General features: G+C 66.0%; 13 protein-coding genes. 2 read left to right on the top strand and 11 right to left on the bottom strand.

The genetic code is table 11. The features are described 5' to 3' along the window. Window positions 1-8: 8 nt before the first annotated feature. On the bottom strand, window positions 9-2,228 hold the full coding sequence (locus tag NQ034_RS05330; protein ID WP_257047466.1) for a polyribonucleotide nucleotidyltransferase: 2,220 nt from the start codon (window positions 2,226-2,228) through the stop codon (window positions 9-11). A gap of 181 nt (window positions 2,229-2,409) precedes the next feature. On the opposite strand from NQ034_RS05330, the gene NQ034_RS05325 reads away from it, so the two are divergent. Beyond that, window positions 2,410-3,276 carry a PaaI family thioesterase gene (locus NQ034_RS05325; protein WP_257047464.1) on the top strand — a complete coding sequence of 289 codons (867 nt, stop codon included), beginning with the start codon at window positions 2,410-2,412 and terminating at the stop codon, window positions 3,274-3,276. 95 nt (window positions 3,277-3,371) lie between these two features. Here the strand turns inward: NQ034_RS05325 and rpsO are convergent, their stop codons facing one another. After that, window positions 3,372-3,641, bottom strand: coding sequence for a 30S ribosomal protein S15 (gene rpsO / locus NQ034_RS05320; RefSeq protein WP_257047463.1), 270 nt, complete (start codon window positions 3,639-3,641; stop codon window positions 3,372-3,374). A 204-nt stretch (window positions 3,642-3,845) separates the two neighbouring features. Here rpsO and mtnN point away from each other — a divergent pair, with 204 nt between their 5' ends. Beyond that, on the top strand, window positions 3,846-4,664 hold the full coding sequence (gene mtnN, locus NQ034_RS05315; protein ID WP_257047462.1) for a 5'-methylthioadenosine/S-adenosylhomocysteine nucleosidase: 819 nt from the start codon (window positions 3,846-3,848) through the stop codon (window positions 4,662-4,664). Window positions 4,665-4,701: 37 nt separating this feature from the next. On the opposite strand, the gene NQ034_RS05310 is transcribed toward mtnN, so the two are convergent. The 9 genes from NQ034_RS05310 to NQ034_RS05270 form a co-directional block, all read right to left on the bottom strand. Continuing rightward, window positions 4,702-6,441 carry an HNH endonuclease signature motif containing protein gene (locus tag NQ034_RS05310; RefSeq protein ID WP_257047461.1) on the bottom strand — a complete coding sequence of 580 codons (1,740 nt, stop codon included), beginning with the start codon at window positions 6,439-6,441 and terminating at the stop codon, window positions 4,702-4,704. Window positions 6,442-6,934: 493 nt separating this feature from the next. Further along, on the bottom strand, window positions 6,935-7,846 hold the full coding sequence (locus NQ034_RS05305) for a lysozyme (protein ID WP_257047460.1): 912 nt from the start codon (window positions 7,844-7,846) through the stop codon (window positions 6,935-6,937). Between the two features lie 382 nt (window positions 7,847-8,228). Continuing rightward, window positions 8,229-9,251: an LLM class flavin-dependent oxidoreductase gene (locus tag NQ034_RS05300; protein WP_257047459.1), complete on the bottom strand. Its 1,023-nt coding sequence runs from the start codon at window positions 9,249-9,251 to the stop codon at window positions 8,229-8,231. Between the two features lie 210 nt (window positions 9,252-9,461). After that, window positions 9,462-10,412 (bottom strand): bifunctional riboflavin kinase/FAD synthetase, encoded by a 951-nt coding sequence (locus tag NQ034_RS05295; protein ID WP_257047458.1) that lies wholly within the window; start codon window positions 10,410-10,412, stop codon window positions 9,462-9,464. 127 nt (window positions 10,413-10,539) lie between these two features. Then, window positions 10,540-11,571: a tRNA pseudouridine synthase B gene (locus NQ034_RS05290; RefSeq protein ID WP_257047457.1), complete on the bottom strand. Its 1,032-nt coding sequence runs from the start codon at window positions 11,569-11,571 to the stop codon at window positions 10,540-10,542. A gap of 77 nt (window positions 11,572-11,648) precedes the next feature. Further along, a complete protein-coding gene (locus tag NQ034_RS05285; RefSeq protein WP_257047456.1) occupies window positions 11,649-12,410 on the bottom strand; it encodes a VldE C-terminal domain-containing protein in 762 nt (253 codons plus the stop codon). Window positions 12,411-12,646: 236 nt separating this feature from the next. Continuing rightward, the gene (rbfA, locus tag NQ034_RS05280) at window positions 12,647-13,081 is read right to left on the bottom strand and encodes a 30S ribosome-binding factor RbfA (RefSeq protein ID WP_257047455.1); all 435 of its coding nucleotides are present in this window, start codon (window positions 13,079-13,081) and stop codon (window positions 12,647-12,649) included. A 92-nt stretch (window positions 13,082-13,173) separates the two neighbouring features. Further along, on the bottom strand, window positions 13,174-16,041 hold the full coding sequence (gene infB, locus NQ034_RS05275; protein WP_257047454.1) for a translation initiation factor IF-2: 2,868 nt from the start codon (window positions 16,039-16,041) through the stop codon (window positions 13,174-13,176). Window positions 16,042-16,171: 130 nt separating this feature from the next. After that, window positions 16,172-16,456, bottom strand: coding sequence for a YlxR family protein (locus NQ034_RS05270; RefSeq protein WP_257047453.1), 285 nt, complete (start codon window positions 16,454-16,456; stop codon window positions 16,172-16,174). Window positions 16,457-16,474: the final 18 nt, after the last annotated feature.

Here is a 16,474-nt window from a genome sequence, read left to right as displayed (position 1 = left end):
ATTGCGGATCAGTCCTCCGCCTCGGCTTCGTCATCGGAGTCCTCCTCGACGACGGGGACCAGCGACAGCTTGCCACGATCATCGATCTTGGAGATCTCGACCTGGATCTTCTGACCCACGGAGACGACGTCCTCCACGTCCTCGACGCGCTTGCCACCGTTGAGCTTGCGCAGTTCGGAGATGTGCAGCAGACCGTCCTTGCCGGGCGTGAGCGAGACGAACGCGCCGAAGCTCATGCACTTGACGACGGTGCCCAGGTAGCGTTCGCCGACCTCGGGAACCTGCGGGTTCGCGATCGCGTTGACGGCCGAGCGCGCGGCTTCTGCGGCCGCACCGTCGGTCGCGCCGATCAGCACGGTGCCGTCGTCCTCGATCGTGATGTCCGCGCCGGTGTCCTCCTGGATCTGGTTGATCATCTTGCCCTTCGGGCCGATGACCTCGCCGATCTTGTCCACCGGAATGTTCACGGAGATGATGCGCGGGGCCGTGGGGGCCATTTCCGCGGGGGCGTCGATGGCCCCGGCCAGCACGTCCAGGATCACCAGGCGGGCCTCGCGGGCCTGGCCGAGTGCTGCGTCGAGCACCTGCGAGGGGATTCCGTCGAGCTTCGTGTCCAGCTGGATGGCCGTGACGAAGTCCTTGGTGCCGGCGACCTTGAAGTCCATATCGCCGAACGCGTCCTCGGCGCCCAGGATGTCGGTCAGGGCGGCATAGGCCGTCTGCGGACCGTCGGGGGTGTCGATGACGTCGGAGACCAGGCCCATGGCGATGCCGGCAACCATATCGCGCAGCGGCACGCCGGCGTTGAGCAGCGACATCGTCGAGGCGCAGACCGAACCCATCGAGGTCGAACCGTTCGAGCCCAGGGCCTCGGAGACCTGGCGGATCGCGTACGGGAAGTCCTCACGCGAGGGCAGCACCGGCACCAGGGCGCGTTCGGCCAGGGCACCGTGGCCGATCTCGCGGCGCTTCGGGCTGCCGACGCGGCCCGTCTCACCAGTGGAATACGGCGGGAAGTTGTAGTGGTGGATGTAGCGCTTCGAGGTCACCGGCGACAGCGAGTCGATCTGCTGTTCCATCTTCAGCATATTGAGCGTGGTGACACCCAGGATCTGGGTCTCGCCGCGTTCGAAGATGGCCGAGCCGTGGACGCGCGGCAGCACGCCGGCCTCGGCGGTCAGCGGACGGATGTCCTTCAGGCCACGGCCGTCGATGCGGACCTGTTCCTTCAGGATGCGCTGGCGCACGATCTTCTTCGTCAGGGCGTTGAGCGCACCGGCGATTTCCTTCTCCCGGCCGGCGTACTTCTCACCCAGCTGGGACATGAGATCGTCGAGCAGCGCGTCGCCGGCGGCTTCGCGTTCCTGCTTGTCGGCGATCGTGAAGTTCTGCGTCTGCTTGTCGAAGGCCAGGGCCTTGACGTCTTCGTAGACGTCGTCCTCGTAGTCCTTGAACACGGGGAATTCGACGACGGGCTTGGCGGCCTTGTCGGCCAGTTCCTGCTGAGCGCGGACCAGTTCGCGGATGAAGGGCTTGGCGGCCTCGAGGCCTTCGGCCACGACCTTTTCCGTCGGCGCCTTGGCACCGGCCTTGATCAGGTCAACGGCGTTCTCCGTGGCCTCGGCCTCGACCATCATGATCGCGACGTCGTCACCGACCACGCGGCCGGCGACGGCCATGTCGAACACGGCGTCCTTCAGCTGCGAGTAGTTCGGGAAGGCAACCCACTGGCCGTCGATCAGGGCGACGCGCACGCCGCCGATCGGGCCGGAGAAGGGCAGGCCGGAGAGCTGGGTCGACATCGAGGCGGCGTTGATGGCCAGGGTGTCGTACAGGTGATCCGGGTGGATCGACATGACGGTGATGACGATCTGCACCTCATTGCGCAGGCCCTTGACGAAGGACGGGCGCAGAGGGCGGTCGATCAGGCGGCAGGTCAGGATCGCGTCGGTCGAGGGACGGCCCTCGCGGCGGAAGAACGAGCCGGGGATCTTGCCGGCTGCGTACGAACGCTCTTCGACGTCGACCGTCAGCGGGAAGAAGTCGAAGCCCTCGCGGGGGTGCTTGCCCGCGGCGGTGGCCGAGAGCAGCATGGTTTCGTCGTCCAGGTAGGCGACGGCGCAGCCGGCGGCCTGCTGGGCCAGACGGCCGGTTTCGAAGCGCACGGTGTGCTTGCCGAAACGCCCGTTATCGATATGGGCGACGGCGGATTCGGGATTGAGACCCAAAGGTAACTCCGTTCAATGGAGGGTGCCCCGTCCACCCGTCCGATCATCGATCGAGACCCACGCACATTCGTTTTCGTCTTGCGGAGGTCACTACCGATCACCGGATCCTGAGTGGGTCCTGGGGCATGGACTGTTCTAGTCTACCAATCAGTGTCCGATGAAGAACAGTGAAAGGTGTCCGATGACTCATTCCCAGCCGACTCCCCCGCTCCCCGCCGTTGAGCTGGCACCCGCGGCCCAGCGCCGCGCCGCTCTGGAGGCCATGGGCGTGCCCGCCGGCAGTCGGAGGCTGGCCCGCCACGTGGGGGATCTGGAGTTGACCATGGGCGACGGTGTGGCCTCGTCCACGATGACCCTGGGCCCGCGCCTGCAGGCGGCACCCGGCCGACTGACCGCCGGAGCCCTGGGCGTCCTGGCCGACGAGGCGACCGGCTATGCAGTGGTCGATGCCGTAACGCACCCGAACTGGACGGTCAGCAGCGATATCGAGATGAACCTACTGGGCGCGCCGCTCGCCGTGGGCGAGACAGTGACTGTCAACGCGCAGACCCTGGCGGCAAATGACGTCGAGGCCGTGTCGGTGGGCCAAGCGGTCACCGCCGAGGGCCGGCTGGTCGCCCAGGTGCTGCAGCGTTCGCGCTATACCGCAGACACACAGGTCGAGCCGGAATATCCGGAGATGCCGGGGGCTGCGACCGCACACGGGGTCGATGAGCTGTTGGGTGCCAAGTGGAGTGCCGGCGGGGATGCCAGGATGACATTCACAGTGGGCCCGACCTCGCAGAACTCATCGGGCAATCAGCATGGCGGGGTGGCGCTCATGGCCTCGATGCGGACGGCCGAGTTGGCCCTGGAGGCCAAGGGCAGCGAGCTGCTGCCGACCTCGATCCACATTTCGTATCCGAGGCCCATGCCCACGGGGCTGGAGATCTCCTACACCGCGCACATCGAATCCCTGGGGCGGACCTTCGCAGTGCTGCGAGTGGTGGGCGAGGCCGCCGGCCGGGTGCGCACGATCGCCCAGGTCAGCGCGAGCCTGTACCGATGAGCCGGGTTAGCTGAGCCGGGTTTGCCCTGAGATGACGAAAGCCCGGTCGAGTCGGTGACTCGACCGGGCTTTCAGCCGGCTTCAGCGCGCTGGAATCAGCGGCGCAGGCCCAGACGCTTGATCAGCGAGCGGTAACGCTCGATGTCGACGTCCGCCAGGTACTTCAGCATACGGCGACGACGGCCGACCAGCAGCAGCAGGCCACGACGCGAGTGGTGGTCGTGGGTGTGCTCCTTGAAGTGCTCCGTCAGGTCCGAGATGCGGCGCGACAGAACGGCGATCTGAACCTCGGGGGAACCCGTGTCGCCTTCGTGAGTTGCGTATTCCTTGATGATCTCCTGCTTGATAGCGGAATCAAGTGCCATGAGAACCCTCCTACAAGATCGCTGCGCGGCGCCCGAACCTGATGTTGCGAGCACTATGGAACCGCGGCCGGCGAAAAAACGGCAGTGTCCAGCTTAGCGCGCCCGCGAGCACCGGCGCAAAGGGAACGATGCGAGGTGGAGCCCTACTTTGCGCGATGTTGGTCACACCTACAGGGCGACGCTGTGTTCTGGGAGAATGTTCCTATGACTTCCGCTGCCGTTTCGACCTTTGTATCCCGCCCCACACCGTTCCCCGCCGAGTTCGCCGCAATCGTCGGCGCCCCCGCCATCCAGGTGGCGATGGATGAGGAGGCCGCACCCTTCTTGCCCGATGCCGTTCAACCCGCGGCCGAGGGCATCACCGCGTTGGCCGAGCCGATCGATGTGGGGCGGGCCCGTTTCTATGCGCTGCAGACGGCTGGCGGGAATCCGTTCGTACTGGTGCGCGCGGGGATCGGTCTGGTGAATGCCGCGGCGGCCGCGACCCTGGCGCTGGCCGTTCTCAAGGCGTCGGCGATCGTCTCGGCCGGTTCCGCCGGCGGACTGCGCCAGGATGTGAATGTGGGCGATGTGGCCGTGGGTCGGGACTTCACCTTCACGGACGCCGACGGCACCGCCTTCGGATATGTGCGCGGGCAGGTGCCCGGCATGCCCGAGTCCTATCCCGGAGCCGAGGCGCTCATCGCCCGGGCTCAGACCACCCCGATTCCGCAGGTTGCCGACGAGGTCGAGGGGGCCTCCGTTGCTGCCGGACAGCTGCTGGTAGGGCAGATGCTCGCCGGAGGCTCTTTCGTCACCGCGCACAATGTGGGCGATGCCCGGCAGGCCTTCCCCAGTGCGTTGAGCACTGATATGGAGACCACCGCCATCGCGCAGGTCGCGTGGTCGATCGGTGTGCCGATGACTGCGGTGCGGGGAATCTCGGACTTGTGCGGGCCCGCGGCCGATCAGGACTTCCACCTGAGCCTGGACGTGGTCGCTGTGCGTTCCGCAGCAGTGGCACTGGGCGCGCTGGGGCTCTGACCGGGGCCCTGCCTGAAGCGGGCTTCCCTACCGTGGTTTAGAAGGGTGGGACGTCCGTATCGTCTGCGTTCGTTGTTCCAGGCGGGTCAGGTGGATCGGGGGAGTCTGCTGCCTCCCACCCCGGTGGGGAGAAGTCCTCTGGCACCCACACCGGCGGTAGACCCGCCTCATTCCGCGCAGCACTCACATCAACCAGAGCAGCCGCGAACCGGGAATGAAACACCGGCCGCTGCTCGATATCAACATGCCGGGGAGGAATCCACGCCGGCAAACCGCCAATCAACTCGGCCCTCCACCCATGCTGGTCATGCCACGTGTGATGGAACCGGCACGCCAAGGTCAGATTCGATACCGTCGTCGACCCACCGGAGGACCAGGGGATCATATGGTGGGCATCGCACCACCCCACCGGCATATCACAACCCGGGAACGTACACCCCCGATCCCTGGCCGCAATCAACTCAACCTGCCGCCGCGTAGCAAACCTGCCCGCACTCCTCACGGTCACCTCACGTGTCCCCGGCTGGTTGGCCTGGAAGTACACGAGTGCCCCCGGGGACAGGGATTCCAGATCCTGTAACCCGATCGGGCCGGCAGTGGATTCCACCTCCGCCTTCCCCTGCGCATACTCTTCAGCAGTCGCTGTGACGATCAGGGCCATCCCCGCACCCTGCGGACCCGAACCCGCGGCCCGGTCAATCAAGGTCGCGAACATGTCATGACGCCTGGCACCATCGGGCCGCTCCCGATACCCAAACGGATGATCCGCCTTCGTTGTCGGCTGCCCATCAACCGTCACCGCCGTCGGTGCTAGATCACCGGGCGGTTCATCAGCGGGAACCGCATCCAGGCCACCGACCTCAGTAACCGTGCCCGTTCCCGTCGCGTCCTCCACCGGCGCTCCGGGCTCCTGCCGATTCGTCAAGAGCCCATGCAACTTCCCACCCGTCACCGGATCCAACAGGCCCGTCAGATTCCACGCACCATTCCTCCTAGGTGTCACCGTCACATGAAACTCATCAACCAACGGCGGAACCTCCGCGAAACGCCCATCAGGATCCAGATAGGCTCGGATCCGAGAACCCAGCACACGAATCTGGTCCACATCAACACTCGGCACCGTCTGAACCAACAGTCTCTCCGCCGTGGCGTGATGAACATGCCTGACCCGGCGGGGGATCTTCTCGATCTCCCGGATCACCGCCTGCGCCTGATCCACCGACACACCCCCGTCCGCCAGGGCGAGGGCAACATGCGGGTAGGCCGGCTCCAGACGGGCACCCGTTAGAGACCGGCCGACACCGATCGCGTGCGCAAACCGCACCCGCCGCCTCGCGGCCGCCCCATCAATCCTCAACAGGCGAGTCACCAGGGCCGGAAGAGTCTTCGCACCATAATCAACAGTGGGCACCTCGTATTCGGCCCGCGCCACAACAACAGCCTCCGTCGAGGCGGTCACCCGGGTGAGGTGTTCGATTCCCTTGAGCACCAGGAGCAGGTCGGAAGCATCGAGACTGGGATCCGTACCCACACCGGCACACAGACCAGCGAGTGACTCAGCCGCAACAGCGAGTTCCGGAGCGATCTCCTGTAGACGCCCCCAATCGTCGGGGGTCAGCAAGGGGTCAGCTGGACGGGTGAAGACCCCGGCACCATCAGCCGCATCCGGATTCTGAGCCGGACCACCTCCCGACAGGCCCTGGCCATTGCAGGGTGAGCCTGTCGGCTCGTCCGGATCGGGGGAACCAGCACGCGGGAGGGTGGAATCGATAGTCATGACCTCTCCCCTCCTCTACCGGACCGGAACCAGGTCCGGACGTTGCTGTCAGAAGCCGCGCTGAGTATTCAGCGCACGCGTGCTGTGACTGTGTCGGGGAAGACGAGCCGTAAAACCGAAGGGGACTTCACTGTCCGATTCGGGTTTCCTGACCTACTTCAAGTGTAGCGTGTGTCACTCATGAAGGGAAGGGTTTATTCGAAACTGGTTTCCGATGTTTGCCGAGTAACGTCCCTCTGTTTCGGTGGTAGCAGATGCGCTGGGTGGCAGGGTATGCGCGCGCATCTGACACGACAGACAAGGCGCGCAAACTCAACCCGACTAGCATCCAACTCGCGAGTGCCACCGAAAGGCGCCGGCACCCCACCCGAGGAACACCCAACCCGCGAGTACCACCGATGTAACACGCAGAGGCCGGGATTGGGAATCCTCCCAGTCCCGGCCTCGGCTGCCTCTTGACTCAGGCAGCGCTCGTACTCAGGCAACCATCTACTCAGGCACCCTTTGTCAGGGCCCTCAGCTGCTTCATACCACCGTTGAAGACATCCATGTCCGGCACCGGCCTGCCGGATTCGGTGTACTGCCAGAAGGTGAAGTTCTTCCAACCAGCGGGCAGCCGACCGGGGCCATCGGAGTACGAGCTCGGATACCGTGCGATGAACAGCGGGTTGGCGCCGAACTTCTTCGAATTGCCCGTGCACTGCTGCCACCAGTCACGCGTTGTGTAGATGGCGGGCCGAGTGCCCGTCTTCTTCACCGTGGCAGAGAAATCGCTGATCCACTTGACCATCTTGGCATCGCTCATGCCGTAGCAGGTGGAGCCGTACGGGTTGTATTCCAAGTCCAGCAGCGGCGGCAGCGTCTTCCCGTCCGACCGCCAACGACCACCGTGGCTCACGAAGTAGGACGCCTGCTTCTTACCGGAGGAGGTGTCGGGCGTCGCGAAGTGGTAAGCGCCGCGGATGATGCCGGCCTTCGCCGCACCCTTGTACTGCGAGGAGTAGCTGGTGGAGACGTAGCCCGTACCCTCGGTGGCCTTGACATAGGCGAACTTAATGCCCTGGCCCGCCATCGACCTCCAGTCAGCCGCGTTGATCGAGTCCCACCGGCTGACATCCACGCCCTTGAGCCTACCGGCGGACTTCTTCGTGTGCTTCGGACCGTTCCCCTTCGACTTCCCGGGCTTCTTGGAAGGACCGGAATCCTGCCGGACGCCTGCACCCATCACGTGATCATGGGCGGTGTTCATCTGCTTCCGGGACGGCTGGGTCGCACCCCCGGACATGCGCGGAACACTCGACGCACCGGCACCGCGGCCTGCGCCACCACCATCTGTGGCGCTGAGGTCGGCGGCACCGGACGACAGCGAAGTGCCGGCAGAGGCCGGCGCCTGCTGCGTGACCACGGACCCTGTGACAAGTGCTCCTACGACGATCAGGCCGGACAAAAGCCGAGACGGCCGCATACGAGGACGCGCTCCGATGCCGGGCTGCGAGGGAAGAGTCGATTTTTTCAGATCGAATCGCATAATGCACACCGTACACGGCGTGTCTCCACAACAAAATGCACCTTATGTGCTACTGACGCCCGGTTCACCGCGGCGATCCGCTCCAGCAAGCGCGAGGAGGCATTGCACAAGTCACAAAAAAATTTGCCCGCCGACCCAGACCACGATCCGGAAAACAGCCCAAATGCGAACGACGGCCTTCCAGGGTTCCATTTCATGGAACCCTGGAAGGCCGTCAAGCCTCCACCATATCGGCAGCATCTGCCGCCGGCCCAGGACCCTACTTCAGCAGCGGGAACAGATCCGCGGCGATGCGCTCCAGTTCGGAGTCCAAAGGCGATGCCTGGATCAGCACCAGGTTCAATCCGGCGTCCTCATAGGCCTTGATCTTCTCGGCGACCTGTTCGGGCGTGCCGACCAGTTCGGGGCGCAGCGCGCGAGTGCCGACCGAGTACTCGCGCTTGGACAGCTCCAGATCGAGGTTCGAGTTCGCGCGGAACTCCTCGAAGCTGGCGTACCCTGGCGAGTTCGGGTCCACGGTCGTAATGCGTTCCAACTCCTTGCGCGCCTCGGCCTCGGTATCGCGCACGATGACATAGGCGGACATGCCGATCGTTTCGAACGGCGCTCCCTGCAGACGCTCGCGGCGGGCGTTGACGTCGGCGGCCTTCTCGCGGATCTCCTCGACGGTGCCGCCGTGGGTGACATACGAGTTGGCGAAGGCGGCGATGGCCTCACGCCCGGATTCGGATTCCCCGCCGGCGAAGATCTTGGGGGTCTTCGCGGGCTTGGGCTCGACCACAGTGTTCTGGATGTCGAAGTACTTGCCCGACTGGCTGTACGGCGTCTGCGACCACAGGCCGCGCAGTGCGTTGACGAACTCCGTGCAGTGGACGTAGCGGTCGTCGTGCGGCGGGAACACGCCGCCGAACTGCTTGGCCTCCTCGGCCCACCAGGCGGCGACGACGTTGAGCGAAAACCGGTCGCCGCTGATATCGGCCAGGGTCGACACGGTCTTCGCGGTGATCTGCGGGTTGTGGAAGCCGGGGCGGATCGCGGTGAGGATCTCGATGTTCTCGGTCACAGCGGCGATCGCGGTGGCCAGGCTCCAGGCCTCCAGGCTGGGTGCCTCGGGTCCCTTGCGGTCGTTGAGGTAGAGCTCGGGCACCAGGGTCAGGTCGAAGCCCAGCCGGTCTGCGGTCTGGGAGACCCGCTTGATGTAGTCCCAGGTGGCGGGCATACCCTCGTCACCGACATTGCGCAGAAATCCGCCGTAGACGGGGGTCCAGTAACCGTATCGCATGGTGCTCCTTCGCATTCGGACCGCTTCGCGGCCCCGACATCGTGTCGTGGGGTGCGGGCGGTGGGCCGCCCGGTATATCGACATTTGGCACGCTATCGCCCCACGGCCGAGGCCGCATGGGCCGTGTCACATCGCGTCACCTGAGGCGTCGGTCGACCCGGCAGGAAGCAGGAATCGGCCCCGGAACCAGAGCCTCCCGAGGAGTATCCCTCAGATTCCCAATGCGGCCCTGGTGTCGACCAGGTCCTGCCCCATCTGCACGATGAGGGCATCCATTCCGTCGAAGGTCACCTGGCCGCGGATCCGAGACTCGAATTCGATCCGCATATGCGTACCGTAGACGTCCAGCTGGCCGAACTCGACGCCCACGACGTGGGCCTCGACCCGTCGTTCGTTCCCCTCGAACGTGGGATTAGTGCCGATTGATATAGCGCCGGGCAACAGTTCACTGTCGTCGAAGCGCAGCCATCCCGCATAGACGCCATCAGCCGGAATCAGACCGGCCACATCCATTCCCATGTTCGCTGTGGGGAAGCCCATTTCACGTCCACGGGCGTCGCCATGGACCACCGTTCCCTCCAGCACATGGCGCCGGCCCAGAACGGCTGCGGCAGCGGCCACCTCGCCGCGGGCCAACAGACTGCGGATCTCCGTGGATGAATAGCGCTCCCCACCGGTCCCCACATTCTTCAAAGGTGCGCACATGACGAAACCCAGCTCGGTGCTGAGTTCCTCCAGGGTGGAGACCCCACCGGCATTGTCCTTGCCGAAACGGGTGTCCTCACCGACGAAGACCGCCTTGGCGCCGAGCTTGCCGACCAGGTAGTCACGGACGAATTCGTCCGCCGTCTGCTGCGCGAAATCCAATGAGTAGGGCTGGATGAGCACTGCGTCGATCCCGGTGGCGGCCAGCCTGCGGATCTTCTCCGCTTCACCGGTGATGAGTTCGGGTGCGTGATCGGGGTTGTGCACCATCGCCGGGTGAGGGCTGAAGGTCACCGCCAGCGAGGCCAGTCCCTTGTCCTGTGCCAAGGTCACCAGATGCTTAAGAACGGCCAGGTGGCCCTTGTGGACCCCGTCGAAGTTGCCGATGGTCAGGGCGGTTCCGCCGTCCAAGAGTCCGGATTCACGCGCCTGAACAACCGACCGGAAAACCTCCACGCCGCAGCCGTCCTCTCCCTGTACCGTCCAGCAGTCATCACATGCGCCCGGGATCATCCCGAGCGCCACCCAAGTTTATCGCAGGGGCGCCGTCGACAAGTCCTATGCCCGCTCCCCCGCGCCGGACTCAATGCCCCAGATCGGCCGGGGTCAGGAAGCCCGTGTCCACGGCCAGGCGGCCGCGGTCCAGGTGGGCGACGGCCACCAGCCGGTCACCGGTGAGCACAGAGACCCTGTGCTGCGGCCCGATACCCGCAGGCACCGCCACCGGCACGAATTTCCCCTGTGCCAGGGCCAGGGCCTCGGCTTCGTCCACCGTGATCACCGGCAGCACGCTCGCGGCCACCAGAGCCAGGGGCTTGAGCCGCGCAGTGGGAACTCTCCCGGACCCATCGGCCAGAGCCTCGAAGTCCGGCACAGGTTGTGCCTGTTCCACGGTGAAAGCGCCCACCCTGGTCCGCCGCAGTGCCGTGAGATGGCCGTAGACCCCCAGGGCACGGCCCAGGTCCCGGGCCAGCGCGCGGATATAGGTGCCCGATGAGCAGTCGACCACCACGTCGATATCGATATAGGTGCGACCGTCCTCAACGGCCACGCGGGGTTCGGCCAGCACCTCGAAGCGGGAGACGGTGACCGGCCGGGCCTTGAGCTCGACGTCCTCGCCGGCGCGCGCGCGCGCATAGGAGCGCACCCCGTCGACCTTGATCGCCGATACCGCACTGGGCACCTGTTCGATGTCCCCGCGCAGCGGTGCCAGCGCCGCCTCGATCCGGGCGACGCCGGAGCCGAGGCCCGAGGCCGCAGCCGACGAACCCTCCGCAGCACCGTGCTGGAGTTCCCCGGCCAGCGAGCAGATCACCGAGGGATCTGCGAAGGTGTCCGCGGGGGAATCCGCATCGTCTGTGGGCGTCGAGGCACCCAAGCGGATGGTCGCCAGGTAGGTCTTATCGCAGCCCACCAGGTAGGTCAGCAGCTTCGTGCCCTTGCCGGCGCCCAGTACCAGCAGTCCGGTGGCCATGGGGTCCAAGGTGCCTGCGTGGCCCACCTTCCGGGTACCCAGCCATTTGCGGACCCGGCTGACCACGCCGTGGCTGCTGATTCCCTGGTCCTTGTCGATGAGCAGGATGCCCGTGGCACCCGAGTCGTTCTTCTTCCCCACTCCCCCATCCTAGCGGGGAGCAACCCCGTTTCAGCGGAGCCCCACCGTGGGCCGAACCCGGCCCGGCGACCTATACCTCAGTTCACCGACACGTGCACGTGGTCGAAGTGGTTGGCGGTGGCCGACCCCCGATCCGGCATCGGACGACCCTGCCAATTGTTCGTGTACGGCGCGTAGAGCTTCTGTTCCCAGATCACGTACTTCACACCCAGGGCCTTGGCGTTTTTAATCGCGTAGTCGCGGATCGAATCACCCGTCGAACCGCTGATCATGATGTCAACGGCGTGCCCGGTGCCGTGATCGGAACCGGAATCGTTGCGGTAGCCGCCGAAGGTCTTGACCTGCGGGTACTTGGCGCACACGGCGCGGTAGACCTTGACGGCATTGGGCTTGAAGTTCTTCTCCACCCCGCTGGAGACCTTGCAGGGCTTGTTCGATACCCCACCGGAGGAGGAAACTGCACCCGCGTCGGCACCGGTCCCACCTGCCGAGTCCGCCGCAGCGGCCGGGGTCTCCAGGTTCGCCTCGACGGCCTTCGTCTTTACGGCCTTCTTGAAGCCCTTCTTCGAGGTCTGCTCCCCCAGGAACTCCTCATCGCTTTGCGCCTGCGCGAGGTCACCGCCGGGCTGGGCCACAGCCTCCTGGGCACTGGCGGTGGAGACATTGGCTCCGTCCGCGGCTGACTGGCTGCCGGTGACAACGGCGGTCGACCCCAGGACAAGGGCGCCGGCTGCCACCGGAACCACGATCGCGGCCATCTTGGGCCGCTTGTCCATAACCGCCAGGATGCCCGCAGCGGAATTGCGGCGGGACGCCTTCGGCGCGGAGTGCTTACCCACGTGTCATTCCAATCATCGTCGTGCACGACCGGGTTTCCGGCCGCTCCGGTGGCTCCGGAGCACTGCACGACAGTCTACCGAGCAATCGCTTGAGTAACAATGTGATAACGGCCCCTTTCCCCGACATGCATCCCGCACGCTGACGGAGTGCACGCCCGGCAAGGGGCCGTATCAGCAGGCCCGGGCCTGCGCGGCACGGCGGCCGGAACCGTCCGGTCCCGGCGCGCCCGGACCACTCAGTCCTCCGGTTCCTCCCGCGGCTTGCGGTACGGATCGGCCTCGCCTGCGGGTTTGGCCTCGCGTGCCAGGGCCGCAACCTCGGCATCCTGGGCCGCGGCCCTGGCCAGCAGCTCGTCGAGTTCCGCAGCCGCCGCGGGCACCGCATCGGCGATGAATTCCAGGGTGGGGGTCAGCCGGATATGCAGGCCGCGGCCCACCTCCTTGCGGATCAGGCCCTTGGCCGATTCGAGCGCGGCCGCGGTCCCGGCCAGCTCATCCGGGGTTCCGTAGACCGTGTAGAACACGCTGGCATGCTGCAGATCACCGGTGACGCGAACGTCGGTGATCGTCACAAAACCCAGGCGCGGGTCCTTGACCCGCTTCTCCACGGTGCTGGCCACGATGACGCGGATGCGGTCCGCGATCTTCCTTGCGCGGGTGGGATCGGCCATTGTCGTTCCTTACTCTCCATGTACCACGTGTAATCACGGGTGAGGGCCCGCGGGCATACAGCCCACGGACCCTCACCCTATCCGAACGACGCTCAGTCGCGCGGCTTCTCCTGCATCTCGAAGGTTTCGATCAGATCGCCCTCGCGGATGTCGTTGAACTTGCCCAGGCCGATACCGCCCTCGAACCCGTCGCGGATCTCCGTGACGTCGTCCTTGAAGCGGCGCAGCGATTCGATGGTGAGGTTGTCGCCCACGACGATCCCGTCGCGGGTGACGCGCGCCTTCGAATTGCGCTTGATGAGCCCGTCGCGGATGATGACACCCGCGATGTTGCCGAACTTGGACGAGCGGAAGATCTCACGGATCTCCGCCGAACCCGTGTGGACCTCTTCGAACTCGGGCTTGAGCATGCCCTTGAGCGAGCTCTCGATGTCGTCGATCGCATCGTAGATGACCGAGTAGTACCGGACATCCACGCCCTCGCGCTCCGCCAGGTCGCGGGCCTTGGCCTCCGGACGGACATTGAAGCCGATGACGATCGCATTGTCGACCGTCGCCAGGTTGATGTCGTTCTCCGTGATGGCACCCACGCCGCGGTGGATGATGCGCAGATCGACTTCGTCGCCCACATCGATCTTCAGCAGCGAATCCTCCAGGGCCTCGACGGCACCGGAGACATCGCCCTTGAGGATCAGGTTGAGCATGTCGACCTTGCCCTCCTCCAGGGCCTTCGTGAAGTCCTCGAGGCTGATGCGCTTGCGGGTCCGCGCCTGAGCGGCATTGCGCTCCAGCGCATCGCGCTTCTCCGCGATCTGCCGGGCGGTGCGCTCATCGTCGGTGACCAGGAAGGCATCGCCGGCGCGCGGCACGGTCGACAGACCCAGCACCTGCACGGGCCGCGAGGGGCCCGCTTCCTCCAGTTGCTCGCCGTACTCGTCGAACAGCGCGCGGACGCGACCGTAGGCGGTGCCGACGACGAACGGATCGCCCTGGCGCAGGGTGCCGTTCTCGATCAGCACGCTGGCGACCGCGCCGCGGCCCTTGTCCAGCTTGGCCTCGATCGCGATGCCGCGGGCCTGCTTGGTCGGATCCGCGTTGAGTTCCAGCGCGGCGTCCGTGGTCAGCAGGACGGCCTCGAGCAGCTTGTCGATGCCCTCGCGCTTGAGCGCGGAGATCGGCACGAACATCGTGTCGCCGCCGTATTCTTCGGCCACGAGGTTGTATTCGGTCAGCTGCTGCATGACCTTGGCGGGGTTGGCGCCTTCCTTATCGATCTTGTTGACCGCGACCACGATCGGCACACCGGCCGCCTGGGCGTGGTTCAACGCCTCGATCGTCTGCGGCATCACGCCATCGTCGGCCGCGACCACCAGGATCGCGACGTCGGTGACCTTGGCACCGCGGGCACGCATGGCGGTGAACGCCTCGTGACCGGGGGTGTCCAGGAACGTGATCTTGCGCTCCTGGCCATCGTGCGGGACCTCGACCTGGTAGGCACCGATGTGCTGGGTGATGCCGCCGGCCTCGCGGGCGACGACATTGGACGAGCGAATCGCGTCCAGCAGCTTGGTCTTACCGTGATCGACGTGGCCCATGACCGTGACGACCGGGGGACGCGGAACCATGTTCTCGTCGTCCTCTTCCTCGGCGTCGAGGTCGATGTCGAAGCTCTCCAGGAGTTCGCGGTCCTCGTCCTCGGGACTGACGACCTCGACCTTGTAGCCGAGCTCCTCGCCCAGGATCTGGAACGTGTCCTCGTCGAGCGACTGCGTGATCGTGGCCATCTCGCCCAGGTGGAACAGGATGGTCACGAGGTTCGTCGGATCGGTGTTGATCTTCTCGGCGAAATCGGCCAGCGAGGCGCCGCGGCGCAACCGCAGCGGGGTCGACCCATTGCCGCGGGGAACCTTGACGCCGCCGACCGACGGTGCCTGCATATCCTCGAGTTCCTGGCGCTTGGCGCGCTTGGACTTCTTATTGCGCGCCCGACCGCCACCGCGGCCGAATGCACCCTGCGTGCCACCGCGACCGCGACCGGAGCCACGACCGCCGCCACCGGGACGACCCGGTCCGCCTGCGCGGTTGCCGGGACCGTTGCCGGGCGCACCCGGACGTCCGCCACCACCGCCGCGCGAGGGCGCGGGCTTGGCCAGGGCGGAGTTCTTCAGCATCCCGGGGTTGGGACGCGGCACATTGGGCCGCGGGCCGCCGGGACGCGGTGCCGGCTTGGGGCCACCGGGACGCGGACCGGCCGCACCCGAGCCGCCGCGGTTTCCACCGGGCTTGGGACCCGGCTTGGCACCGGGCTTGGGCATCCCCTGGCTGGCCGCGAAGGGGTTGTTGCCAGGACGCGCGCCCGGCTTCGGGCCACCCGAGCGGTTGCCGCCGTCGCGGTTTCCACCGGGCTTGGGGCCCGGCTTGGCACCGGGCTTGGGCATCCCCTGGCTCGTGGCGAAGGGGTTGTTGCCCGGCCGATTGGCCCTGGTACCCGGCTTCGGCGCGCCGTGGCCCGAGGCGGCACCCGGCTTGGGTGCACGCGCGCCCGGCTTCGGAGCGTGACCTGCGGGCTTGGGGGCCTTCGCGTCGTGCTGGGCCTTGGGAGTCGGCGCATGCGCGGCCGGCTTCGGCGTTTCGTGACGCTCATGGTGGGCCGCGCCCGGCTTGGGCGCGGGCTTGGCACCCGGCTTCGGCGCGGCGTGGCCCGAGGCGGCACCCGGCTTGGGTGCACGCGCGCCGGGCTTCGGAGCGGCCGGCTTGGCGCCGGGCTTGGGTGCGGCCTTGGCCGGCTTGTCGGCCTTGTCGGAGGAGCCGTACGACTCCTTCAGTCGCCTAACGACCGGGGCTTCCACGGTCGAGGACGCCGAGCGAACGAATTCGCCCATTTCCTGCAGTTTGGCCAGCACGTCTTTGCTGGTTGTGCCGAGCTCCTTCGCGAGCTCATGGACACGGGGCTTAGCCACATTTCTCCTGTCCGGGTCCCCTCCGGACAGGAAGGAACCTCATTGCGGGTGAACAGCGCTCATTTCACTGCCCACGACCATTTGTCTTCGGTGTCATCGCCGGACACTCACAATTTGGTTTCCATCTTCTTTAACCACTTTCCGTGATTGCGAACGGTCCGGGCGCCCGGTCGGCCGCGACCGGCCGACGGAAGGCGCGCGCGAACGCGTTCTTCTGCAGTGCCTTGTACCAGCACTGTTGCGTGGGGTGGATCCAGGCGCCCCGGCCGGCGAGCCGATGCTCCGGATCCACGCGAATATGCGGCCGCGTCGATGGATCCGAATCAACATCGACGACGAGCCGCACAAGTGAATCCCACTCTTCGCGACTGCGACACCCGATGCATGTGCGAACGGGTGTATGGAAGGCAGTCACCCCATTATTCTAGCACCA

It is taken from the genome of Brevibacterium moorei (genome assembly GCF_024580735.1).
In the GTDB taxonomy this organism is placed as follows: Bacteria; Actinomycetota; Actinomycetes; order Actinomycetales; family Brevibacteriaceae; genus Brevibacterium; species Brevibacterium moorei.
Note: the sequence above shows the minus strand (reverse complement) of the source record. Positions and strands in the feature narration are given on the sequence as shown.

Excerpts from the sequence above, each read along its gene's own strand:
- NQ034_RS05325 (WP_257047464.1), top strand. The coding sequence starts at position 2,410 with ATGACTCATTCCCAGCCGACTCCCCCGCTCCCCGCCGTTGAGCTGGCA.
- rpsO (WP_257047463.1), bottom strand. The coding sequence starts at position 3,641 with ATGGCACTTGATTCCGCTATCAAGCAGGAGATCATCAAGGAATACGCA.
- mtnN (WP_257047462.1), top strand. The coding sequence starts at position 3,846 with ATGACTTCCGCTGCCGTTTCGACCTTTGTATCCCGCCCCACACCGTTC.
- NQ034_RS05310 (WP_257047461.1), bottom strand. The coding sequence starts at position 6,441 with ATGACTATCGATTCCACCCTCCCGCGTGCTGGTTCCCCCGATCCGGAC.
- NQ034_RS05300 (WP_257047459.1), bottom strand. The coding sequence starts at position 9,251 with ATGCGATACGGTTACTGGACCCCCGTCTACGGCGGATTTCTGCGCAAT.
- rbfA (WP_257047455.1), bottom strand. The coding sequence starts at position 13,081 with ATGGCCGATCCCACCCGCGCAAGGAAGATCGCGGACCGCATCCGCGTC.